The organism is Halioglobus sp. D3-4, assembly GCF_055809315.1.
In genome coordinates this window covers 2,703,537-2,727,441 of sequence record NZ_CM147907.1, presented here as the reverse complement: position 1 = coordinate 2,727,441, position 23,905 = coordinate 2,703,537, and the positions used below count along the sequence as shown (strand labels likewise).

The window sequence follows — 23,905 nt, the reverse complement described above, 5'->3', positions numbered from 1 at the left end:
TTAGGTAAAGCGCCTATTGCTCACAGAATCCGCCCCTCCCACCCCGGCTTGGGTTAGGCACGTCCTTACGGTAACGGGGCGTACTGATTGTCGAGCGAGCACTCGTGCGAAGTCCGGCCGTATCTGTGAAGGAGCGTACTTAATACGCAGGGCCTGCACCGTGACAAAAGTCAAATATGGTATGAATCCGGCCTTTTGCCAAATAGCGAGGAGGTTCGCCATTCCGGTACATCAAGACGTTGAGGCCGATTGCAGTAAGGCGCACGAGGTGTGCAGGAGTAAATGTGATCTCCCGCAGCCTGCCTTCAAAGCTTCGGTTTCAACGCTATTCCCGATAGGATGGATTGAGGGAGTGCACTACATTTGAATATCACAGCGAATACAAAAATGCTCGCAAAGCCGTGATTTCCTCGGCTGACAGATTGTTAAGTTTGCCAATCATGCCGAGTTGCTTAACGGCCGGGCCGTCGTGCAAATAGGCCGCCTCAATGGCATCACATGCTCTGCCATCGTGGAGAAGGAAATCACAGCCCACGCCGCTGTCGTTATTGTGGTTGGCGTCCGTCACAAATCGATTAAAACGCAGGCCTTTCAGCGCCGGAGTACGTATTCTTTGGACATAGTTTGAGTATCCTTCCTTAACGGTACCGTCGCTGTTTCGGATGGTGACATTCTCCGGCGAGCGCGCCACTTGCGAGAGATATCCCATGTCATGCAGCAGTAGATCGGTGCCAAGATACGAGATGAAAGGGTAATCGGCAGCGCCGCCCGATTGAATCTGTAACTTCTTCAAGCTGGCCCTTTGCTCGTCTGGCAGAATATTGTCGTGTTCTACAAAGGGAATTTTGCTGATTACGTGGCAGCTATTGCACTGCAGTTCATCGGTAAATATATTCTCGCCCCGCTGTACTGCTGCGGTGGAGACCTGATACTCCGACCTCTGTGGAATACCTATCCATCGTTGATAGGTAGCCATATCTGCGATTTCCTGCTCCGTAATATCGGAGTTGGCTCTGTCTGGATTGCAGTTGGCATCGGCCGGGGGGCACAGGGCTCGGCTGTATCGTACGAGCTTGTCCGGATCCGTCTCATTCGGATGCAGTGCTTGCTGGCCGGCTGTTGAGGTGATGTTCATTTCGACCAATGCAGCGTTGGCGACCTGATCCTCCAGAGACGCCCTGTCACCTATCCAGCCCCATCGGCTGATATAGCAATCGTCCTCGTTCTCGCCCAGCTTATCCGTATCGCAACGCCGATATTCTGATACACCCGGTTCGATGCGCCGGGTACCGGCCGTCAGGCCATAACATCCGGCATGTTGGATGTTGCCGCTGGTGCGCTGGGCTTGCTGCGCCTCCAGAATGGCCTGGTCCGGCAGCATCTCTATCAGCGGTGAGTTACCCAGACGCTTGCCCAGCAAGTGCATAAAGCCGATTTCACCGTCGGCAATGGCGCGGGAAAGCGCTTCCCCGCTGATATCTGCGCAACTCGCAGGCCAAATGCCCTCATCTATTCCGGGGTTGTCCTTGATGTCGCTGGCACTGTCACAACGGGCACCTGTCTGGACACCGGAAATTTCGACTCGCATCGGTTGGTAGGCGACATCCCTGTTCTGTGGCTTGCGCGGTACCGAATTCTCTACTACCTCAAAACCGCTCTTGTCCGTGATGGGGGTATAGGCCATATCGTACGTTGGCAAATTCCTCGACTGGTTGACGTGGAAGCTGTCGCCGTAGAAGTTCATCACTTTGCTTGCGTAATACTGACTGAGGGAATCCTCTGCAGACCCGATAGCCGGTAGCGCCTCTGCGGTGCACTGTTCATTTCGCTCAGCACTGTCTTTGAGGTCAAACAGTACCATTTTCATCGACGGTAATTCAGGGTTGGTGTAGGTATAGTCGCGCTCATTGATCTTGAAAACGCGGTTCATGCCGCGATCGACGTGGATGTTTGGCAGTTCACCATTGGGTTTCAATGGTATGCCGCTACCATTTCGAATATGACAGGAATCGCAGGTGTTGCCGTGGAAAGGGGACTTGTGGTCAGTCACCTGAAAACCTGCTGGAAAATCGACATGATCCAGCAGTCCCTCAAAACGGGTGTTATTGTCTTTGTTCTCCAATTCAGCCGATTGGTACATGATTTTGGAGCGGTATTCGTTGTGCCATAACGTGCGCCCCCGAATGCCGCGGATAAAGTGATCCGGGGTCTGGTTCATGTGGTTGCTCATAAAGAACGCGTGCCAGAAATTGTTGCCGTATGACCGTGTCACGAGCGTGTGATCCGCCGGATTGACCATGGGCAGATACTGGGTATAGATGCTCGACCCATACATCTTGTCAAAGACTGACATGCCGTCATCGAGTAATCTGAAGGACACGGGCAGTTTTTGTTCGCCTATACCCGCGTACATGAACATGGTTCTGCCATACTGATTGGCTTCAAAGCCGGGCAGCACTCGAGATATTTCCTCAACATCGCTTCCCGAGAGCTCTCCACCCCCGTAGAGTTCTTTCCAAATTTCATGAAACCCGCTGGTGTGTATTTCGAAGTTGACCGCGCAGCGTTTCAGGCGTGCAACGGCGGCGCTGCTGCCCTGTCGTGCTTCAGCAAAGTCAGTTTTGGTGCACAACCGGGGCAATACGTAACCGGGTGCCTTGAACTGGGAGTTGGGTATGGAGCCACCCCCACTTTCCTGAAATCGTTCCAGTTGGTAAAAGCCGATAGAGGGGTTGGTGTCAATCGCCGCGCCCGGATTCTGCACGGGGCTCTCAGCCCAAGGGTATCTGCCCTCATCGGAATACTGGCTCAATGATTTGTTGAACTGAACATCGAGTCGCTCGGTGCTCGCATTGACCTGTTGCTGGCACACCTCCAGCGGGTCTTCACCCTGTCCGCCATCTTTGACGCACCCCACCACCTGCGGCTCTGTTGCATCGGGCAGCCAGTCGACCTTGCCAAGAAACATGGAGCAGGACGGTTCGCCGCTTTGGCAAAAGCGGGTGTATCCGGGTTCCTTGCCCTGCGGATCAAACAGCGCGGGATAATCGCGCAGCCAGAATTGGTTGGCAGACGAGTCAGCCGGTGCCTGCAACTGGGTGGTGAAGTAATCGTCGTAGCATACCGCGTCGATGTAGTCGGCGCGGTCTACACCGCAATAGTGCCCCATGTACCAGGGGCGCCACGGTGCGAAAATAGTGGCCTCGGTGATCGCAAAGCCAAGACTGGGGACGCGAATCGTCGTGGCGGGAGCAGTGGGGTTGGGATATTCATATGCATTGTTTCTGATGATATCCGCGGCGTAGCCTTTGGGGTCGTCGGTGAGTGTGTGTAAACGCTGCACCTCAAACTTCATCTCGACACATCCGGTATCCCCGCAATCCTGCGACTTGTCTGCCTCACCCGGTTTGTAGCGAGTATCGGTGCGGTGCATGGCCATCACGTTGACGATGCCGTAGCGCAGCATGCAGCGCGCTTGTTCGGTGGGGGTGATGGCCGTGGGACATGCCGATTGGGGCAGTGCGGCGAATGGCAGAACGAAAGGCACGTCGATAACGTTGCTATCCAGCGTACTCAGTTTCTGGTGCCAGGGGAGATCCGTAAACCACTCATCGACAAGTAATTCTCCGGTGGCATCCCGGCGTGGTTCTGGTTTCTCGGCAACTGACTTTGTGCATACGGGGCTCAACTGATACGCATTGGGTAGATTGGTATCGACAACAACGGACCCACCACAGTCACCCGTGATACTTCCATTGGTTTCCAGCCGCGCTGCTCTGCCGCCCCAACCCTCCCGGCTAATAGACAGGCCATCCGGTCCAACTGCGCAGGAGGAGGGGATGTTTGTAGACTGGGTGACACCATCGCAGAACAGTCGGCCACCCGATTCTGTTGCCGCATTGTAGAAAAACTGCACGAAACGTGGTGCGGTAGTGAAGCCCCCCCCGAACCCCCGAGGGGTGGCGTCGAGTTTATTGGCAATGCCGTCGCCGTCTGTGTCGGGGTCTTCGCTGTTGAGTAGCCCGTCGCCGTCTATGTCGGGGTCCTCGCTGTTGAGTAGCCCGTCGCCGTCTATGTCGGGGTCTTCGCTGTTGAGTAGCCCATCGCCGTCTATGTCGGGGTCTTCGCTGTTGAGTAGCCCGTCGCCGTCTATGTCGGGATCCTCGCTGTTGAGTAGCCCATCGCCGTCTATGTCGGGGTCTTCGCTGTTGAGCAACCCGTCGCCGTCAATATCCTGTGTTGTCCGATTGGGCTCTGCGGTGTGGCTGGAGTCACTGCTGCTGCATGCATTGAGCGAGAGCGCAGCGACCAGCGCGATCATCATGCAGAGCGATTTTGAAATACCCGTGGCACTTGTTAATGGCGGAGTGAGAGAAGGCATCCGTGTGCTGAATTCCCCGGCGATCGATAGCAGTTTTCTAGCTTAACAAACTCGAAGTGGCAGCCATACCAGTTGAACCGGACACAGTTCACAGACTGAACAACTCCTGCACAGTTGGCCGTGGTTGTCATGGATTGGCCGAGAAGTTACCGACGGTCAGGTCCAGCGGGATACCCTCACCGAGGGATGCCTCGTCAGTGGCCGCCGCTGCAGCTAGCAGTCAGCACGGTTCGCCGGCGCGTCATAGGTATAGGTGATCTCTACACTGCCGGTGGCGAGCCATTCCGTACTGGATGGCCCGAATGCCTTACCACTATTGGACAGGAATTCGGTTTCGAGCGTCATTAATAACCTGAAACCGATGTCGATGAAGGGCTCCAGGTCTGGTCGAATCAACGTATCCGAGAGGTCTTTTGTATCTGATAGGTAGTCGTCAGTCAGAATGGATCTCTCAGGCAGAGAACACTGGGCCCCTACGCGCGGTCGTACAGGAAAAGCGTGTTCCCGAGGGCTCGCGTAACCCCGTTGATACAGCCCGAAAACACGTCATACTCATTAGTTGTACCCGAGATCTCACCTGCGGCAATCGTAGCGGTACCGGACAGGTTGGCCATGACACCGGTTAATGTTCCCTGGCTGGAGGTAAACCCGTCGAAGTAAAGGGGAGTGGAGTTTGCGCTGGTGAACGATTGCGACTGCGTCATGGTGAGCGCCGAGGCATTGCTTGCCAGAAACCCGCAAACCAGGGTTGCCAGGGCGATGGAACATATCTTGAAGGCTTTACTCCCGACCAATCTCATTACTGCCGACTTGCTTTAGAGTACGAATGAGTATGTGACCATACGCAGGTGGAGGGGATTGGCACAAAGGTAAACTAGGTCTATTTCTATTGATGTGAATGGGCATTCATCCAATTCGTTGGGTTGGGTTAGAGGATGTTGATAGGTGTGTCTGGAGGTGTTTTCGTTAGTACACTGTAACGTGCCCCGGTTACAACATAGAAGAATTCTGTCCGAGGAGGGAATACCATAAATATAGCGGCTACAATGCCGACGCCACAGGCTTAGTTTGTCAAGGTGTCGTAGCGAACGAAGCAAATCTCGATGCGGGATTGTTATGCAGGCTCGCGTGAAGAAAATAATCTAGAAGGTGAGAGATCAACCTCGTCATCCTGCCCGGATGAATTTATAAGTTTGGCCGTTAGGTCGATAAACGATCCATGACTACAAATTGATGCAGGCAAGTGGCTGGTATTGGGATCCGGTATCCCATCCGACAGCGTGACGTAAAATTATACTGGCAGGCACATTAGGTAGCATAAATGTTTGTGCTGGCGTGATGTTAGAGTGACTGATGTTACAGGCGATTGCGAGAGTGACTCATGGTGGGGTGTGAGTCTCGATTGATCAATTGCCAGTTTCCCATAGAATACATGCATTATTATCCATTGAATTGCTGCGTAAGCCGCATAACGGACGTACATGGAATCTCGAACATCGCCTGCGAGAGCGTCAGGCATTTATCGCTGGCTATGGCCGATAGGTATTGTCCTGCTGCTTGTTCTGGCTGGGTATAACCTGACGCAGTACTACCATACGCGCAACGCGTCTATTGCGCAGACAAAAGAGCGCATCTCGGAGAATGTGATCGCCGAAGCCAGGGAATTCCAGCGTTTCACTGATGGCATTGAGAAGGCGGCGCAACGCCTTGCGCAATCCATAGGCGATAAATCTCTGCCAAGAGAGTCCTATAATCAAGCATTGTTGTCGCTGGTTGAGTCCGATGAGATGTACTACGGCGGAACGATTGCTTTCGCGCCTTATGAGTATGAGGCTGATCGCCGTCTCTATGCCCCGTACTACGCCAAGAAAGACGGCGGTCTCACTTTCTTGCAAATCGAGGACAGTTACGATTACTCCCTGCCCGAATACACCTGGTTCGGTAAAGCCATCGAGCTTGGCAGCCGCTGGAGTGAGCCCTATTTCGATGATTCAGTCGGCGATATTCTGATGACGACTTATTCTGCCGTTATCTATGAGCGCACAGAAGGTGGTGGTAAAAGGCCCATCGGTGTTGTGACTGTAGATGTGGGGATCAGTGACATAGGGCACATCGTAAAGGCGCTCCACTACGGCAGTTCAGGTCTGGTAGAGGTTGTGACTGCAGACGGAACCTATTTGTATAGCTCGAACAAAAGCCGTGTTTTGCGTAAAGCCTCCATACTGGATGAAAACCGGTGGCCGGACCCGCAGGACCTGGACCGCCTGCGCCAGCAACTCGCGTCCGACCAGCCAGGCGTCGTCGAGCTCGATGGCAAAGGTTTGGACTCTGTCGCACTGCTTAGCATTGCGCCTCTTGAATCGACGGGTTGGCGCATAGTGGATACCTTTAACCAGTCGGAGATTGTGCCCCGGACAGTCACCATGCGTGAGCAACTGATGCGGGCGATAGCCTTTGTGGTAATGGCGCTGATAGGGCTCCTCTTTTTCGGTAACTTTTTTGAGCCACAAGAAGGCGTATTTGCCTGGCCAACCGTTTTTCTGATGACCATCGTGCTTGCCGCAGGCATCTATGTTGTCTGGCAAGTAGCCAATACCTATGACAGCAGCCGGCACCGACAGCCTTCAGAAATCAGCAGCGAGCGACAATCGCTGACGATCCAGCGTGAGGTTGTCGAGCACTCGCTGGAACACAGTACATTGCCACCGATTTTTGTCCCGACCGGTGTTTACATCGAATCGCTCAAATTTACGTCCGCGAACGATATTCTTATCATCGGTACGGTTTGGCAACGCTTTGATATCGAGCAACACGTGGGTGTCAATCGCGGTGTGTTGTTCCCGGGTGCCGAAACTGTGCGAATGAGTGCGCCCTCTGTGGTGCGCAGTGGTAACACCGAAGTCGTGCGTTGGAGTTTTCAGGGTTCGCTGCGCCTGGCATTGGACTACAGGCGTTTTCCCCTGATCCTGGATTCCATCTCACTGGGAATAAGACCTGCGGATGCCGTCGGCAATATCATGCTCGTACCAGATTTGGGCGCATACCCACAATTGGCGCCCTCGACGCTACCGGGGACGGGACCCGATACCTATCTCGCCGGTTGGCGCCTTGAGAGGAGTTTTTTCGAGCTCAGGGAATGGCGCCAGCGCACGACATTTGGTCTAAATGATAATTTTCAGGTGGAGAATTTTCCCGAGTACTACTGGACAGTCGAGATTGAAAAGGTCTTTATTCATGCCTTTATCTCTTTCCTTACGCCGCTCATCATCGCTTTCGTAATGGTGTTTATCCTGCTCCTGCTTTCTACCCGTGACAAAGAAAAGCTCGACCTGATGCGCACTGGCATTGGTTTTGATATCGGTGTCAGCGCGAGTATCTTCTTCGTGGTCGTCCTGTCTCATATCAGCCTGCGCCAGAAGATTATCAGCATGGAGATATTCTATCTCGAGTATTTCTATCTGCTGATGTACAGCAATCTGCTGTGGGTGTGTTTTCATTCGATCCTGAATACTACCCACCCAGCACTTGTGCATCGCCTGACGATGGGGGTGACGGCGAAGAAGGCTTACTTTCCTGTGAGCTTCGCAATCATGTTTGCCTTTACCTGGCTGGCTTTTTACGCGTAGTGTAGCGGGGCGGTACAGAGCCCCGCTTCAATGCCTCCTTCAATCGAGTTCGACCACCCGGATGTTCCGGAACCATACTTTGTCCTGGTGATCCTGCAGGCCGATATGCCCTTTCAACAAGGTGCCATAGGTGGGCCGCTCCACGAATTTGCTGTTCTCGTAGAGCGCCTGCCACTCGGCGCTGCCCTGTTCAATCTCCGCTGTCTTTCGCCCGTTCAGCCAGAATTCGACGTGGGGGCCACGCGCTATGATGTGTACCTGATTCCAGTAGCCAACCGGTTTGCTGGTATTGTGATCCGGGACGATCATATCGTAAAAGGCGCCTGAGACATGAGAGGGAATACTGGCGTCGGGGTGGCCGGCGTTGTCGAGTATCTGCATCTCGTAGCCGCTGTGGTGCATATTGCTACCTGACTCGTCGCCGCGAATGAAAATCCCGCTGTTGCCCGAATCGCTGATACGCCAGTCGAGTTTCAACTCGAAGTCGCCAAACTGCTGTTGCGTGATAAGTTCGCCGCCCCTGCCGAGCCGGGTAAGGCAGCCGTTCTCAATGCCCCAACCGGAGTTCACCTTGTCCTCACCATAACTGCGCCACCGGGCGAGGGATTGGCCGTCAAACAGCAGTTGCCAGCCCGATGCTTCCTCTTCTGGGGTGAGCGCATTATCACATTCACCGGGGGGAACGGTTTCTTCACTGCATGCGAGTAGTGCACCCAGCATTAGTGCGACGAAACCCCACTTCAGGTAAGACCCAACTTGCGACATGTCGATTTTCCTTTTTAGTCCAATAGGTGTTTGTGAGAGACAGGCATACCCTAACAGAAAAATTATCTGTGAGGTCGGTGGGCAGATCAATATGGGTGAGAGGTATTTGACGGGAGGGTTAGTTGCCGGAGAAACAATCCCGCTGCGCAACGCGGCACTTATTCTGGAATTAGAATGACCACGCCGAATTCAGGAGAGGCCACGTTCGGCAAGCAGCGCTATCCATTTGCTAGCGCCAACGTGGTCCACTCCTAAGTGATTTGTCAATAAAGGCTAGAACTCATAAGTGACAGTAACGCCATAGTTACGCGGCTCGTTCCACTGGCCAAAAGTCGATATCGGCGGAATCGCGACTGCGCGGAAGTAACGCTCGTCTCCCAGATAGCGACCATATACTGAAACGGTCAGCATCTCTTTGTAGTGGTAGTCGATATTGGCATTCCAGAAACCAGCGGCATCTACTTTACCCAATGGGTCATTGCTGAAGATGGTGTAGTAGCTGTCGCGCCAGTTGTAAGTAATGTCATACGACATCTCGCTATTCCCGAACAGCGAATGCACATAGTTTATGCCGGCACCAAACGTATACTCTGGTGCATTTCGCATTTCCAGATCACTGCCATCTGTGGGTACGCCCGGAATGCCGTCGATCAGGAATTCGTCATACGAAGCATCGAGATAGCCACCATGTGTAAAGAGCGTCAAACCATCGTACACCAGTGCGGACACCTCAATCACCAAGCCATCCATCGTGGCATCGGATGTGTTGACGACGACGGTATCAACATTGCCATTTGGGAGTGCAATGCGATCATTCTCGCGATGAACCGCAGCAACTGGAACATAAAAGACGCCACCATCGCCCATGGGGTTACCCGACCCTCGCTTACCAAATTGCTGGAGTGGCTGGGACTGGAAGTGTTAGCGGAATTGTCGTCGTAGCTTGGCGTAAATAGCGTATACCTGATCCAGCACATAGTATCCGTGAGAAGGGTACCTTTATAGATAACTTTCCCTAAGGCAGACATTCTCAGTTGCCTCTCTTGCATGCTGTCAGGGTCTCGCATTGCCGGTCAAGGATCACTAAGCTAAAATTTGCTGAGAGCATAGGAGTGGAATCAAGATAGGAGATTGGTGCAGGGGGCGGTTTTTACAATCGCATGGCCAGCAGCATAGATCTGTATAGTAGATCAAACGATTGGCTACACTTATCACCCAACGGTACGAATATTACTCGTGCCCGTTACGCGTAAACGGATTTGGATGACGGGATGGACAAAGCAATCTCGAGTTTATTTGCATCTCTGTGGCTCCCGCTAGCAGGTTCAGCCATGCTCGTTCCGATCACGGATAATGTCATCATCAAAGCCCCCCAATGACGATTGCCACGGTATTTCGGCAGCTCGGTAGAGGCTGGCTGTTTCTCTGCTATCTCTCGGTGCTAATCGTCTGGACGCTGGGATTACTGTTTCGGGCGAATCTGGTCGATCAAAGAATTGGGCCGCTGGTGGGCTGTGAGGACTGCTTCCATCTAGCGATCTATCGCGCTGACAGCCCACTGCTACTTTTTGGCGCAGTCCTGATGGGCTTGAGTTTAATCATCCGGCGCGCCGTTCCGGCTTTGCTTCTGCGCCTTCTGGTTGTTCTGCTGACGCTACTGTACCTACTCGACATCTACATATTCGAAGTATTTAACAGCCGCCTGTACGCGAGCGATATCAGCCGTTACTTTGAGTTTGAAGTACTACGCAGCTACATCGTTGGGGCAATCTCGGGTATACCCTATGGTGACTGGTACTCTGGCCTAGGTCTTATAGTGTTGCTCGGGTTTCTCTTTTTCCAGATTGAGGGGTGGGCGCGACGGGCTATACGGTATTGCTCCGTCCTGGTCATTTCCTGCTGCGCCGCTGGCCTCTTAATAGAACCCGTCTCATACGTGCATAGTTGGTCCATAGATAATGTTATCGTATTGAACCAGTCCAGCGGTGAGGCAACACCGTATGGTGACGAGATGCGTCGGGAGGTTCTACACGCTAAACCTGGCGTACCGGGTACAATTTGTGAGGAGTCTGAGGGCACATCGCCAAATATTATTCTGGTCATTATTGAGTCTTGGTCTTCATGGCAAAGCCAGTATTTTTCAGGCCTCAATAACTGGACGCCCCAGCTGGACAAACTCGCCCAGGAACATGCGGCAAACACTGAATTTTTTGCGAATGGTTTTACCACAAATGATGGTCTGATTGCTCTGCTTACAGGCCGGCAGCCTCTCCCAGCCGTCACCGAATACAACGCCCAGACGCCGTTCCAAAACTACTGGAACCTGCAGGAGACATTACCAAAGTCTCTGGCCCAACGTGGTTACCAGAACATTTTTTTGACGTCGGGTGATCTGGCGTTCTCCGATAAAAGGTCTTGGCTCGAAAACCTCGGGTTTGAATATATCGAAGGCCATGATCACCCTGGCTACGCAGGACAAAAACGCTTTGTTTTTGATTCGGTTGCAGATGCTTTGTTGTACAGCCGTGCGCTTGAATTGATAGTGGGCGATCCTATGAGTCAGCGGTTCGCATCACTATGGCCCGGCAAGCTTCCAACTGTTACCGCTGGGGACAAGTCGATACATGCGCAGTCGGCGCATGCTGTGAACTTCCCGTTCAATCTCGACCTGTTGTCGCACCTGGCTCGAAATCCTGATGCGGCTGCTATAACGAACGCTAAGGCACAGTTCAAAGATGGGCACTTATATCTAAGCTCATTTAACATAGATCCGACAATCATTATGCCATCGATGGAATTGGCTAGCGGACGGGACTACCAATTGGATGTGACGCTGCACGTCACTGAACCGACGAAAGCCCAGCTATTTTACAGCGAGGGAGAGGCCGCAGCATTTATCGAGGACTACTCAGAGACACGAGTATTAGAACCCGGAGAAAACAAGCTCACCTGGTCTTTCCGGGTCCAGAGAGCGCCCGGCAAAATTCGTCTCGACCCTGGTGAAATGGCAGGTGGATATAGGATTTCAAGTATGCAGCTGCGGAGTAAGGTCTACGCTGTGTCTGATGTCACGCCGAAGGAAGCCGACAAGCCCTACTTGATGGTTATTGAAACAGTGTCGACGCACCACCCGTATATTGATCCGATGACAAGAACACATTCGGCACCTGAGGCCTTTGGATATGCAGACGCATCAGCGGGTGCTTTTTATGAGGCGTTGCGAGACTCCGCCTTTTTCGACAACGGAATTCTGATAATTACCAGTGATCACCGCAGTATGACACCCCTTGCTCCCAGTGAATTCGAGCATTTCGGCCGCAGTGCACACGCCAGGATTCCTCTGATTGTCGTTGCGCCTGCGCTTTCCAACGCGGACATTAGACAAGGCTCATATCAGCAGCGCGACGTCCCAGCATCGTTGCTGCAATTGGCACCAGGCCCGAGTTGCCAGCCTGACGATACAGGAAACCTGTTTGCGCAGCCTCCACGTAGCCCGAGATGTATCCTTGTACACCGAGGCGATCATCGCGATTTTGTCGACGCGTTTTGTGGAGAACAGGAGGGCACCATTCAGTTAGACGGTGACCGCACCCGGCTAATAGATGGAGAACTCAATGAGTCACCGCGCTTGATAGATTCTATCAATGCCCAGCGGATAAGAGGCTCGCAATACCAGCGACGGGACTAAAGGAAGAAATATCGGTTGAGAGTGCTGACCCACTGCGGGTGGGACGGTATTATCAATCGGGTACGGATGAATGCTCATGCCTTGTTAACTGCGTAGAGCCCGAAAATGAAGTAAGTCATTGATTAATATGGTAGCTACGGGTGGACTTGAACCACCGACCCCAGCATTATGAATCGTGCTGGATATTTTTAACTTGTTGATTTTATTAACTTAAATACGAACACCTACAGCGCATTTTGCATAAAAGAGCACGACTTTCCACCACAAGTCCCGCAAATCTCCCGCAGGTACCAATGGTGCCTTGGCCACTTCGTCTGTCCTTTTATCCAGGTGTAAACGAAATAGGGTTTTTCTTAATTTCATTTTTAATGCGCGAAGTGAAATAAAGGCTTCTATGTTTCACTGTCATTCAGCAGCGCATAGGTCAAAGCCAGTCACCAATCTTTTCTGCCTGTTAGGTGGTGCTAGCAGTTGGCGCGAGGCCTTCCAAGAGCGTTCTCACCAGTCTTCGAATAGCCTGCTCGTCCTGGAATGGAATGAAGAGCTGCGAGATCGCAAGGCGCGCGTACAAGTCCAGTATCTCGCGACGCTTGTCCTCTAGAGTCGGATGTTGCAGGAAAATCGGTTCAAAACAGATAGACAGGATGGTGAACATTGCTTGCTCGCGATCTTTCAGATCTATTTGTTGTACCAACTCAGAGGTCAGGATCGATCGGAGGAAGTTTGAGTATCGACCTGCTTCTGAGAAAGCCTCGTTAATTTTTATAAACGATTCCTCCAGTTGTCGATGGAGGCTGTTGAACTGCTTCAGATGCTCGGATGATTCTCTGGCGATACCCTGAAACACACGCTCTACCGCATCGAAGTAGAGCGCTTCTATGTTAGCGTAGTACTTGTATAGGGTAGGTCGAGTAATACCGGATGCGCGTGCGACATCGGTCATACCCACTCTTTCGTGTCCCCCCATCATTGAAAGCTGGACAAATGCCTCCGCTATCCGGTGCCTGGCATCTTCCTCGCTCGAGGGAACATTTCCAGCCCAGTGCCGGGCTCTGAGTTGTTGAATTTTACGAGTCAATGATGGTGGCCCCATGGTTGTACGTTGTTAATAATTTTAAAGCTCAATCTGCGCTATCGATACCGCTGACCTGGCGTCAGGTCACTGTATTGAACGTCTTCCACTTTGCTTTCGAGAGTATTCTTTGCTGGTTGACAGTTCTCAGGAGCGCTCCCCCAATGCAATGCTATAAATTTACTTATCTTTAAAACGGTAAATGCCTCGAAGCTTGAGCGGTATGTGTTCGCCTTCGGCAAGGCTCAAAACCAGAAAGTCATTCATGGTTTTTTTGGCGGTAAGCCGATCCTCAATTTCTACGATGAGGCAGTCTTCGTGAACCTGGATATATCTTGGGGTCATTTTGTCATAGAAGTTGTCCACTTTATTGTTCATAGCCTTTCTGGGGCTCAGTTGTTTGGCTTGCTATAAGTCGCTACCCAAGCGGTTAATCTCAGTCAATTTATGGGGTTGGCGTTACCGCAGTATCCATTTCGTGAGCCCCATCATTTAAGTTGACTTCCATATTAACATAATATGATAATGTGTAAAATATAACGATAATGATACTGTCAGGCTGGACAACGCTCACCTTCACAGCAAGCGTGCATCAATTGCCTCGTTCATGTTTAGGATTGAAGCAGCGACAAACAATAACTCGCGCCCAACCTGTTTGCGGAGCATAAGACCCATGACCCTGGACCCAATGCGTATCAGATCGAATCGCGCATTTATTCTCTTGGCAGTTTTTTCTGTCGTCAATGGCGCATTTTTACCGACTCCAGTTCAGGCACAGGCGGCGCTGGAGGAGGTTGTCGTTACGGCACGAAAACGCGAGGAAACGCTACAGGATACGCCCATCGCGGTGAGCGCATTCAATAACGATGCCTTGCGCGCAGCGCAGATCAACACTGTGGGAGATCTCACCCAAAACGTGCCGGGGCTGTCGCGGCGGGAGGGCCGAAAAACAGCGGACCTGAGCATTCGTGGTGTTGGAACACGTGTATCCGGTGTTGAAGCTGAGCCCGGTGTGGGGGTTTATGTCGATTCGATCTACATACCGCGCAACGACACGCAACTGGTCGATGTGCTCAACATGGAATCGGTCCAGGTGTTGCGTGGACCCCAGGGCACGCTATTTGGCAAAAATACGGCCGGTGGTGCGGTCCTACTGACCACGAAAAAGCCCGGTGAGGAAATCCAGGGCTTTGCCAGTGCCAATATTGGCGACCTGAGCCGCACAAATGTTCGCGGTGGAATCAGTGGCCCCCTGTCCCGCAATGGCATCTACGGTGGCATCCAGGTGGATTACCAGAATGAGGATGGCTATCGGGAAGATGCCTGGACAGGCAAGGAGTTCGGCGATGTCGACCGGCAATCAGTCCTGGGTCAGCTGCGCTATGAATCTGAAGAAATATTCGTCGGTGACTTAATGCTGTTCTATGGTGAAGTCGATGAAAAAGCAGCGCCGGGTAACTGTTTTCAGTCGAATCCTGATGCGCCTCTGCAGGGGTTTACCGCGCCGGGGAACGCGACGCCTTTCGCAGAGTTGTGTGCGCAGAGTGCAGCTCTGGTTGATGATGAGAAGGTCTTGCTTGACCGTGCTCCCCTACCTTACAAAATTACGAACTACCTTGCAGGGCTGACCCTGGCCTGGGACCTGGACGCGGTGTCCCTAAAGAGCATCACCGGCTACCTGTATCAGGAGGATATGCTGACGATCGGTGGCGATGTCGATGCGACCAATCTGTTTACCCTGGGTAACCAGACTGAGCCGAACAGGCAGCTCGACGCCAACAATATTGATGCGGATAATGAGAGTCGCACGTTCCTATCCCAGGAATTCCAGATCCTTGGTGACGCCTTCGATGATTTTCTTTCCTATACGGTTGGCGCATTTTACTCGTATGAAAAGATTGACGACTCACCCTTTGGGCAGTTGTTGGGCCCTGGTGGATTTGTTGGTACTGACGCGGGTGATGGCGCCGTCAATCTACTGCCCACAAGCATCAGTTTCAGGGATGCGGCTATCCGAGAGTTCGAGAATAGCTCGTATGCGCTCTTTGGGCAGGCCATTTTTAACCTGTCTGAGACCTGGCAATTGACACTCGGCGGTCGGTATACCTACGAGGAAAAAGATGCCTCCCAGTTAAACTATGTTGCCTCGGAACAATTCCCGGTAGGCACAACCGTTACGCGTGAAGAATTTGACGCCCTGGAGAGTTATATCCATGACGTTGTGATAGATCCCGATAATCCTAACCCGCAGGGCGATGATGACTGGACTGAATTTTCACCTGCGGCCACCTTGACCCTGTTTACGCCCGATAGCTGGAATAGTGACGCGTTCAGTGGTGGCATGATTTACTTGAGTGCCAGCAGTGGGTTCAAGGCGGGCGGGTTTTCACCTTTTGGCGAGGACTTCCTGGCGTTTGACCCTGAATCATTGTGGACTTACGAGTTGGGCTACAAGCTAAGCTTTTGGGGGGAGCGAGCTCGATTCAACGGCGCGTTTTACTACTCCGAGTACGATGATATACAGATCACCGTTACCCGCGTGTTTCCTCGAGAGGATCCGTCCTTGCCGCCCGTTACTCTCAACGGTACGACTAATGCAGGTAAGGCGACCATCAAGGGTGCAGAGCTTGAACTCAGTGTGATTCCAGTAGAAGGGCTACTGCTCGCCGCGACTGCCAGTTACATTGATGCCGATTACGATGAGTTCATCGACCAGGGTTTTGATCCCGATGGCGGCACCTTCGATATAGATCGGAGCGATGAGCCGTTCGCCTACACACCTGAACAGACGTATTCGCTGACGGCGCAATACAACTGGGAAACAAACCTTGGATGGGTTACTCCGAGACTGGGCTATTACTATGTCAGTTCGCAGTTCATCGGACTGGATGCCCTGTCGGCGCAAGCAGAAGAAGCGGTCCTGGATTCCTATGAAGTGGTGAGCTTCAGAATGGCATTTTCGCCAGATGCTGTCGAAGGGCTGGAGGTTGCCACCTATGTGAATAATCTGACGGATGAAGAGTATTTCGGTTCGGGTATAGCAAGTATTAATGGCGTCGGTTCTGTCAGTCTGGTGCCGGGTAGGCAGAGAACCTATGGCGTCGAGTTGTACTACTTCTGGTAGGCAGCAGTACCGCCAGGTCCATTGGCCCTGAGCATTAGTTCAGGGCTTTTTTTACGAATAGGTTGATCTCGATATCCCTATGCCTTTGGCCACACAATATCCACAACGGAAAGGCTGCGCTACAAGTGGAATATCCCAATAACTTACAGTGTGGAGCTGGCCTATACCTGATGATGTTGACTCGTTAATGAACAGGACAGACAACTTAGAGGGAGTTTAAAGATGATAGGGCTACGCTATTTCCAGGTCGTGCTTTTTGTGGCGATTACCGGTTGTTCAAAGTTCGAGGATCCCATCCTAGCGGTGCCGTTCGATGAGCCCACAGCAGCGCCCCCACCGAAGCGGGAGGTGGTCCAACATAATCCAACGCGTAATTTACTTTGGGGTGATCTGCACGTCCATACGGCGCTGTCCTATGATGCATTCACCATGGGTACGCGATCGCTTCCTGATGATGCCTATACGTTCATGAAGGGCGGCACCATCCAACATGGGCTGGGTTTTCCTATTCGCGCGGATAGGCCGCTCGATTTCGGGGCCGTGACAGACCACGCCGAGTACCTTGGTGTTCCCCGCTACCTCGCAGGGGAAGACAAGGATACACCTGACACGAGCCTTATCGATGCGCTGAAAAGTGGCAGTCCACTGAAGTTCAGCGCTCTTTTTATATACCGCGCTTTCTTCACGATGGGATCGCGGGACAAGCGGGAGGAGAATTTTGGTGGGGATGATTTTCACGATGTGTCTGTCACCGCCTGGAACGACATTCAGGAGTCCGCGCAACGGCACAATGACCCAGGTAAGTTCACGACATTCGTTGCCTATGAATACAGCTCGATGCCTGACGAGCGTAACTTGCACCGCAATGTGATCTACCGTTCAGACCAGGCCCCCAATTTTCCCTATTCATCACTGGATTCGAATAATCCGGAAGACCTATGGCGAACGCTGGATGAACAACGTGCTCGTGGAATGGAGGTTATGTCCATTCCACACAACGGTAATGTCAGCGGAGGTAGGATGTTCGAGACGACAACCTTCAGTGGTCAACCACTGACAGAGGAATATGCCGAACTGCGCTCGCGAAACGAACCGGTGGTAGAGATCTTTCAGGTAAAAGGGACGTCAGAAACGCACCCGGAGCTTTCTCCGGAGGATCAATTCGCCAATTTTGAGATAATGGATACGTTAATGACGGCAAGCTCTCCGCGCAGCGAGCCCAAAGGTAGCTATGCACGAGATGCACTTAGAACAGGACTGGAGTTCGCTCATCGAGAAGGCTTCAACCCATACCGCTTTGGCGTAATAGCCAGCACTGACAGCCACAACGCGAGCGATCCTGTGGAGGAAGACAGTTTTCATGGCAAGCTGCCCTTGCTGGACGGAACGGCCGCCCAGCGGCTTGGTGTTGCATTCATCGATGAAAGAATGGCTGTTGCCAAAGTCTATGGAGCGGCGGGGCTGGTTGCTGTATGGGCACCGGAGAATACGAGGGAATCGATTTTCAATGCGATGCGTCGTAGGGAAACCTATGCCACGTCAGGGCCGCGTATAGCACTGCGATTTTTCGCGGGTTGGGACTATCCGCAAGAGCTAGCGGGAAGTGAATGGTTGCAGCAGGCTTACGCTAACGGTGTGCCTATGGGAGGGGAATTAACGGCTCATGCTGAGGCCTCACCGTCTTTTATTCTTGCGGCGAGCAAGGATCCACTGGGCGCAAACCTCGATCGGTTACAGGTGATCAAGGCCTGGGTTGATAAAGAGGGCGTCAGCCATGAAAAAGTGATTGATGTTGCCGCATCTGGAGGGCGGATGCAGGGTAATGGGACAGGGTCGATTGCCGATGTAGGTAATACGGTAAATGTGGCTGAGGCAAGTTATACGAATACTATCGGCAGCCCCGAACTGTCCGTCATCTGGAGAGACCTGGACTACGATCCCACAGAGGAGGCTTTTTACTATGCCAGGGCGATCGAGATACCAACGCCGCGCTATAGCACCTACGATGCCAAGTCCCTGGGGATTGAAGCGCCAGAGCCCCAGTCCATCCAGGAGCGGGCGGTAAGTTCTGCGATCTGGGTGAAACCCAGGTAATAGTCGGGTAAGGGCCCGGAAGTACCTGTTTCGAATTACTTCTGACGGCTCGTCATTATTAACGGGGGACACCGGCATTCATTAAACGGATTTTGCGAAGATCGTTTAATGGAGAGAACACCGATGTCCCACGCAGGAATGATTATAGGCATACCTGGTCTGGAAGTAATCCGGGTCAAAAACAAACGCCGGATTGATGTCTGGGCCAGGCCTTTCAGAAGGCAGGCAAGTTGCCAGCATTGCGGCGGTTCCAAGCTACGGATCAAGGCCACCCACAAGCGCACGGTGAAGCACACCCGGCGGGGCAACCAGGTGATGGTTCTGCACCTGAAGGTGCCCAAGTATCACTGCCAGAATTGCGGCCGCTACTTCCGCCACACCTTTGCCGGCCTGAGGCCGCATTACCGATCCTCGGACACGTATCAGATGGAGGTCTACGAGGCGCACGATGGCGGTGTGACCCAGCGTAAGCTGTCCCGCACCCACCAGATCAGTGGCGCCACGGTCGAGCGCTGGTATCGGTCCCATTTGAGCATCAAGCGGTCGGAGATGACCCGGCAACGGTGCCCGCGGGTGCTGGGCATCGACGAGCACTTTTTTACCCGCCGGAAGGGCTATGCCACCACCTTTGTGGACCTCAAGAACCACACGGTGTTTGACGTGAAGCTGGGGCGTTCAGAGTCCAGTTTACGGTCTTATCTGAAGGGTTTGCGGGGCAAAGACAATGTGCAGGTGGTCGTCATGGATCTGTCGGAGACCTACCCCAGTATCGCCCGGCAGCACTTCCCGAGTGCCACCATCGTAGCCGACCGGTTCCACGTGGTCAGGTTGATCAACCAGCATTTCCTGAGGGTCTGGCAGCAGCACGATCCTGCGAGCCGTAAGAACCGCGGGTTGACCAGCCTGATGCGGCGGCACCAGTGGAACCTGAAGGATGAGCAGCATGCCAACCTGATGCGCTACCTGGCCGATTACCCGGTACTTCAGCAGCTCTATGTGGTCAAACAGAAGCTAATGCGTCTCATGTTGCTCAAGACGCTCAAACGGCGCCGAGCAGAGCGCATGCTGCCCCGTTTAACAAGATTGCTGGATCAATTCCGAGACAGCCCGCTGAGGTCCCTGGCAAAGACACTGACCAGTTGGCTGGAGCAGATTGTCGCCATATGGCGGTTCAGCAAAAGTAACGGCATCACGGAGGGCTTCCACAACAAAATGGAGATGATCTCGAGACGCGCTTATGGCTTTAGAAACTTTGAGAATTATCGGTTGAGAGTGCTGACCCACTGCGGGTGGGACGGTATTATCAATCGGGTACGGATGAATGCTCATCCCCCGTTAACTGCGTAGAGCCAAGGAATGCTCAGGTTATTGATTTTTAAGGTAAAAATTGGTAGCTACGGGTGGACTTGAACCACCGACCCCAGCATTATGAATGCTGTGCTCTAACCAGCTGAGCTACGTAGCCACAATCAGTTGTGGGGACTTGCTGTCCCGAAGAGGCGCGCATTTTCCGCATTTTGGGGGGGCAAGTCAAGAATCGAAGTGATCTGCGCGCATTGATCAGACATTGAAGCGAAAATGCACCACATCGCCGTCCTGCATCACGTAATCCTTGCCCTCCAGGCGCCAGCGACCGGCATCCTTGGCACCCTGTTCACCGTTGTATTTGATGAAGTCGTCGTAGCTGATCACTTCGGCGCGGATAAAGCCTTTCTGGAAGTCGGTGTGGATGACGCCGGCAGCCTCGGGCGCGGTAGCGCCAACTTTCACGGTCCAGGCGCGCACTTCCTGTACGCCGGCGGTGAAATAGGTTTGCAGCTGCAGTAATTCATAGCCTGCGCGGATAACGCGATCCAGGCCGGGTTCTTCCATGCCCAGTTCCTGCAGGAATTCCATGCGTTCTTCATTGGCTAGTTCGGCGATCTCGGATTCGAGTTTGTTGCAGATAACGACAACAACAGCGTTTTCTTCAGCGGCTATTGCATTCACCACGTCGAGGTGGAGGTTGTTCTCGAAGCCGTTTTCGTCGACGTTGGCGATGTACATGGTGGGTTTGTTGGTCAGCAGGAACAGCGATCGAGCGAGCACTTTTTCGCTGTCACTGAGTGCCAGAGAGCGCACAGGCCGCGCCTCGTTCAGATGGGGCAGGAGTTTGCCTTCCAGCAACGCCTTCATTGCAACGGCTTCTTTGTCTCCGCCCTTGGCTGTGCGGATCACCTTCTGCAGTTGTTTCTCGCAGGCTTCCAGATCAGCCAGTGCCAGTTCGGTGTTGATAGTTTCTATATCGGCTTTGGGGTCGATTTTATTGGCCACGTGAATGACATTCTCGTCCTCGAAGCAGCGCACGACATGGGCGATAGCGTCGGTCTCGCGAATATTGGCAAGAAACTGGTTGCCCAACCCTTCGCCCTTGGAGGCACCGGCGACCAGCCCGGCGATGTCCACAAACTCCATCGTGGTCGCTACTTCTTTCTGCGGTTTGACGATGGCGGAAATCTTGCTCTGTCTGGGGTCGGGTACCGGTACGATACCGGCGTTGGGCTCGATGGTGCAAAATGGGAAGTTCTCCGCACCGATGCCCGCATCGGTGAGCGCATTAAACAGCGTGGATTTGCCGACATTGGGTAAGCCGACGATGCCGCAATTGAAGCCCATAGTGAATTCCTGTTGGTGTCGCAGCTCAGGCTGCGCTAAAACTGTGTAGCCGGGTCATCGCCTTGGTGCTGTCACCGTCAAGCAGCAGCGGCAGGGAGGCTATCGCCTCGTCGATGGCGGCGTCGATACGCTCTCTGTCAGTTTTTGACGGAGCGCCCAGTACATATCCCGTTACGCGGGAGGCGTGGCCGGGGTGGCCGATGCCGATGCGCAGCCGATGGAAGTTGGCATTGTTACCCAGCGCTGGTTTGATATCTCGCAGGCCGTTGTGTCCGCCGAGCCCACCGCCCTGTTTGAACCTGGCGGTGCCCACGGGAATATCCAGCTCGTCATAGGCGACGAGAATGCTCTCCGGCGGAATCTTGAAGAAACTTGCCATGGCAGCAACTGCTTTGCCGCTGCGATTCATGAATGTACTGGGAATGAGCAGGCGCACATCATGGCCGGATAGCGAAACGCGTCCGGTGAGGCCGTGAAATCGTGATTCTGATTGCAGGGAAACGCCGTTCTGCCGGGCCAGTTCTTCTACGAAGTCGGCGCCAGCATTGTGTCGGGTGCCTCGGTATTCGCTCCCGGGGTTACCCAGCCCTGCAATCAGCTTTATAGCAGTCAATGCGAGTTACGCAGTGTGCGGTACAGCGAGGAGTCTAGTCCTCGCTGTCGCCTTCTTCAGTTGCGTCTGCAGCTTCTTCATCAGCGGCTGCTTCTGGCTCTTCCTCGGCACCTTTAGGTGCATTGACCGAGGCGATTGCGAGGTCGTGATCCTCACCCAGGGCCAGAGCGACGGACGTAACGCCCGCCGGCAGTGTCACTTCAGAGAGGTGAATAATCTGGCCAACCTTGGCTTCCAGCATATCCACTTCGATGAAGGCGGGGATATCAGCAGGCAGACACTGAACCTCGATATCAGTCTCCTGATGCTGGATCATGCCGCCCTCGGTTTTAACGCCGTAGCAGGTTTCTTCATTGAGGAAGTGAATGGGCACGTGAACCTTGATCGCCACATTTTCGTCAATGCGCATGAAATCCACATGCATCACACGGTTCTTGGCCGGGTGGCGTTGCATATCCTTGAGGATAGCTTTTTCTTTTACACCGCCGATGTTGACCTGCAGAACGTGGGAGTAAAACGCTTCATTTTCCAGCGATTTTTCCAGATCCTTACTGATCAGGCTCAGTGATTGGGGGGGCTTGTCTCCACCGTAAATAATTGCGGGGACTCGGCCATCGAAACGACGCAGGCGGCGGCTCGCACCTTTCCCCAGGTCGGTTCGCTCTTCTGCGATAATTTCAAATTGGTCAGACATAGTCGTGACTCCTTTGATAAGACATTACAACACCTGCGACCAGTGCGGTAATGCGTTGGTGTATACGCTGCTTCTATTGTTGAAACAGCGCGCTTATGGATTCCTCGTTGGCGACCCTGCGCATGGACTCAGCCAGCAGGTCCGCCAGTGTGAGTTGGCGAATTTTACCGATGTTCTTCGCCTCCGCACTGAGAGGAATCGTGTCAGTGACCACCAGCTCATCGAGCTGGGAGCTTTGTATGTTTGCCAGCGCGTTGCCGGACAGTACCGCGTGGGTACAGTAGGCCACCACTTTGGCCGCACCGCGTTCTTTCAATGCGTCAGCAGCTTTGCACAGTGTCCCGGCGGTATCGACCAGGTCGTCCACCAGCAGACAGGTGCGACCCTCGACTTCCCCGATCAGGTTCATCACCTGGGCCTCATTGGCTTTGGGGCGCCGTTTGTCAATGATCGCCAGTTCAGCTTCATTCAACTGTTTGGCAATCGCGCGTGCCCGCACTACACCGCCGATGTCTGGTGATACCACCATCAGGTTTTCGTATTTGCAATCTTCAATGTCATCTATCAGCACCGGGGAGCCGTAAACGTTGTCCACCGGGCACTGGAAAAAACCCTGAATCTGCTCGGCGTGCAGATCGACAGTCAATACCCGGTCGACACCCACGACCACCATCATATCCGCCACGACCTTGGCTGTGATGGGGACCCGGGCGGAGCGTACCCGCCTGTCCTGGCGCGCATAGCCGAAATACGGCACTACCGCTGTAATCCGCGAAGCTGATGCCCTGCGCAGTGCGTCGATCATCACTACCAGTTCCATCAGGTTGTCATTGGTCGGTGCGCAGGTGGACTGCAGGACGAAAACGTCCTTGCCGCGGACGTTCTCATTCAGCTCAACGCAGACTTCGCCGTCACTGAATTTGCCGACATCGGCCTTGCCTAGCGACAGGTACAACCTGCTGGCGACTTTCTGGGCCAGCTCCGGGTTGGCGTTACCCGTAAAAACCATCATTTTTGAGGACACTTCACTCTACCTTCTGGTTTCTTGCGAAAAGCTTCGGGAAATAAAAAAACAGCGCCATATGCCACTGGCCTATGGCGCTGCCGGTATGGCTGGGGTGAGAGGATTCGAACCTCTGAATGCCAGGATCAAAACCTGGTGCCTTGCCGCTTGGCGACACCCCAAACAATCT

The 23,905-nt window shown here is 53.3% G+C and carries 16 protein-coding genes and 2 tRNA genes; 5 read left to right on the top strand and 13 right to left on the bottom strand.

The features are described from left to right. Positions 1 to 370 precede the first annotated feature (370 nt). The 3 genes from AC0L6S_RS11740 to AC0L6S_RS11730 form a co-directional block, all read right to left on the bottom strand. A complete protein-coding gene (locus AC0L6S_RS11740; protein ID WP_473424161.1) occupies positions 371 to 4,381 on the bottom strand; it encodes a hypothetical protein in 4,011 nt (1,336 codons plus the stop codon). Positions 4,382 to 4,594: 213 nt separating this feature from the next. Next, positions 4,595 to 4,777 carry a hypothetical protein gene (locus AC0L6S_RS11735; protein WP_473424160.1) on the bottom strand — a complete coding sequence of 61 codons (183 nt, stop codon included), beginning with the start codon at positions 4,775 to 4,777 and terminating at the stop codon, positions 4,595 to 4,597. A 77-nt stretch (positions 4,778 to 4,854) separates the two neighbouring features. Continuing rightward, positions 4,855 to 5,181: a hypothetical protein gene (locus AC0L6S_RS11730; RefSeq protein ID WP_473424159.1), complete on the bottom strand. Its 327-nt coding sequence runs from the start codon at positions 5,179 to 5,181 to the stop codon at positions 4,855 to 4,857. A 681-nt stretch (positions 5,182 to 5,862) separates the two neighbouring features. On the opposite strand from AC0L6S_RS11730, the gene AC0L6S_RS11725 reads away from it, so the two are divergent. After that, entirely contained in the window at positions 5,863 to 8,007 is a 2,145-nt protein-coding gene (locus AC0L6S_RS11725; RefSeq protein ID WP_473424158.1) for a PDC sensor domain-containing protein, read from the top strand. Positions 8,008 to 8,046: 39 nt separating this feature from the next. Here the strand turns inward: AC0L6S_RS11725 and AC0L6S_RS11720 are convergent, their stop codons facing one another. Both AC0L6S_RS11720 and AC0L6S_RS11715 read right to left on the bottom strand, forming a co-directional pair. Further along, entirely contained in the window at positions 8,047 to 8,772 is a 726-nt protein-coding gene (locus tag AC0L6S_RS11720) for a 3-keto-disaccharide hydrolase (protein WP_473424157.1), read from the bottom strand. Positions 8,773 to 9,045: 273 nt separating this feature from the next. After that, positions 9,046 to 9,639, bottom strand: a complete 594-nt coding sequence (locus AC0L6S_RS11715) for a hypothetical protein (RefSeq protein WP_473424156.1) — start codon at positions 9,637 to 9,639, stop codon at positions 9,046 to 9,048. A 508-nt stretch (positions 9,640 to 10,147) separates the two neighbouring features. Here AC0L6S_RS11715 and AC0L6S_RS11710 point away from each other — a divergent pair. Further along, a complete protein-coding gene (locus AC0L6S_RS11710; RefSeq protein ID WP_473424155.1) occupies positions 10,148 to 12,460 on the top strand; it encodes a sulfatase-like hydrolase/transferase in 2,313 nt (770 codons plus the stop codon). A gap of 454 nt (positions 12,461 to 12,914) precedes the next feature. Here the strand turns inward: AC0L6S_RS11710 and AC0L6S_RS11705 are convergent, their stop codons facing one another. Together AC0L6S_RS11705 and AC0L6S_RS11700 are read right to left on the bottom strand one after the other, a co-directional pair. Beyond that, positions 12,915 to 13,538, bottom strand: a complete 624-nt coding sequence (locus AC0L6S_RS11705; protein ID WP_473424154.1) for a TetR/AcrR family transcriptional regulator — start codon at positions 13,536 to 13,538, stop codon at positions 12,915 to 12,917. Positions 13,539 to 13,712: 174 nt separating this feature from the next. After that, positions 13,713 to 13,910 (bottom strand): hypothetical protein, encoded by a 198-nt coding sequence (locus AC0L6S_RS11700; RefSeq protein WP_473424153.1) that lies wholly within the window; start codon positions 13,908 to 13,910, stop codon positions 13,713 to 13,715. A gap of 295 nt (positions 13,911 to 14,205) precedes the next feature. Between AC0L6S_RS11700 and AC0L6S_RS11695 the strand changes: the two genes are divergently transcribed. The 3 genes from AC0L6S_RS11695 (at position 14,206) to AC0L6S_RS11685 (ending at position 20,097) form a co-directional block, all read left to right on the top strand. After that, positions 14,206 to 16,656, top strand: a complete 2,451-nt coding sequence (locus AC0L6S_RS11695) for a TonB-dependent receptor (protein WP_473424152.1) — start codon at positions 14,206 to 14,208, stop codon at positions 16,654 to 16,656. A gap of 222 nt (positions 16,657 to 16,878) precedes the next feature. Then, a complete protein-coding gene (locus tag AC0L6S_RS11690) occupies positions 16,879 to 18,750 on the top strand; it encodes a DUF3604 domain-containing protein (RefSeq protein ID WP_473424151.1) in 1,872 nt (623 codons plus the stop codon). 123 nt (positions 18,751 to 18,873) lie between these two features. Continuing rightward, positions 18,874 to 20,097 (top strand): ISL3 family transposase, encoded by a 1,224-nt coding sequence (locus AC0L6S_RS11685; protein ID WP_473424150.1) that lies wholly within the window; start codon positions 18,874 to 18,876, stop codon positions 20,095 to 20,097. 41 nt (positions 20,098 to 20,138) lie between these two features. On the opposite strand, the gene AC0L6S_RS11680 is transcribed toward AC0L6S_RS11685, so the two are convergent. The 6 genes from AC0L6S_RS11680 to AC0L6S_RS11655 all read right to left on the bottom strand — a co-directional run bounded on the left by AC0L6S_RS11680 (position 20,139) and on the right by AC0L6S_RS11655 (position 23,897). Beyond that, positions 20,139 to 20,215, bottom strand: a tRNA-Met gene (locus AC0L6S_RS11680). Positions 20,216 to 20,310: 95 nt separating this feature from the next. Next, a complete protein-coding gene (gene ychF, locus AC0L6S_RS11675) occupies positions 20,311 to 21,405 on the bottom strand; it encodes a redox-regulated ATPase YchF (RefSeq protein WP_473424149.1) in 1,095 nt (364 codons plus the stop codon). Positions 21,406 to 21,430: 25 nt separating this feature from the next. After that, on the bottom strand, positions 21,431 to 22,018 hold the full coding sequence (gene pth / locus AC0L6S_RS11670) for an aminoacyl-tRNA hydrolase (RefSeq protein ID WP_473424148.1): 588 nt from the start codon (positions 22,016 to 22,018) through the stop codon (positions 21,431 to 21,433). Positions 22,019 to 22,052: 34 nt separating this feature from the next. After that, on the bottom strand, positions 22,053 to 22,712 hold the full coding sequence (locus tag AC0L6S_RS11665) for a 50S ribosomal protein L25/general stress protein Ctc (protein WP_473424147.1): 660 nt from the start codon (positions 22,710 to 22,712) through the stop codon (positions 22,053 to 22,055). 73 nt (positions 22,713 to 22,785) lie between these two features. Then, on the bottom strand, positions 22,786 to 23,721 hold the full coding sequence (locus tag AC0L6S_RS11660) for a ribose-phosphate pyrophosphokinase (protein ID WP_473428590.1): 936 nt from the start codon (positions 23,719 to 23,721) through the stop codon (positions 22,786 to 22,788). A gap of 101 nt (positions 23,722 to 23,822) precedes the next feature. After that, positions 23,823 to 23,897 (bottom strand) — tRNA-Gln (locus AC0L6S_RS11655). Between the last annotated feature and the right edge of the window lie 8 nt (positions 23,898 to 23,905).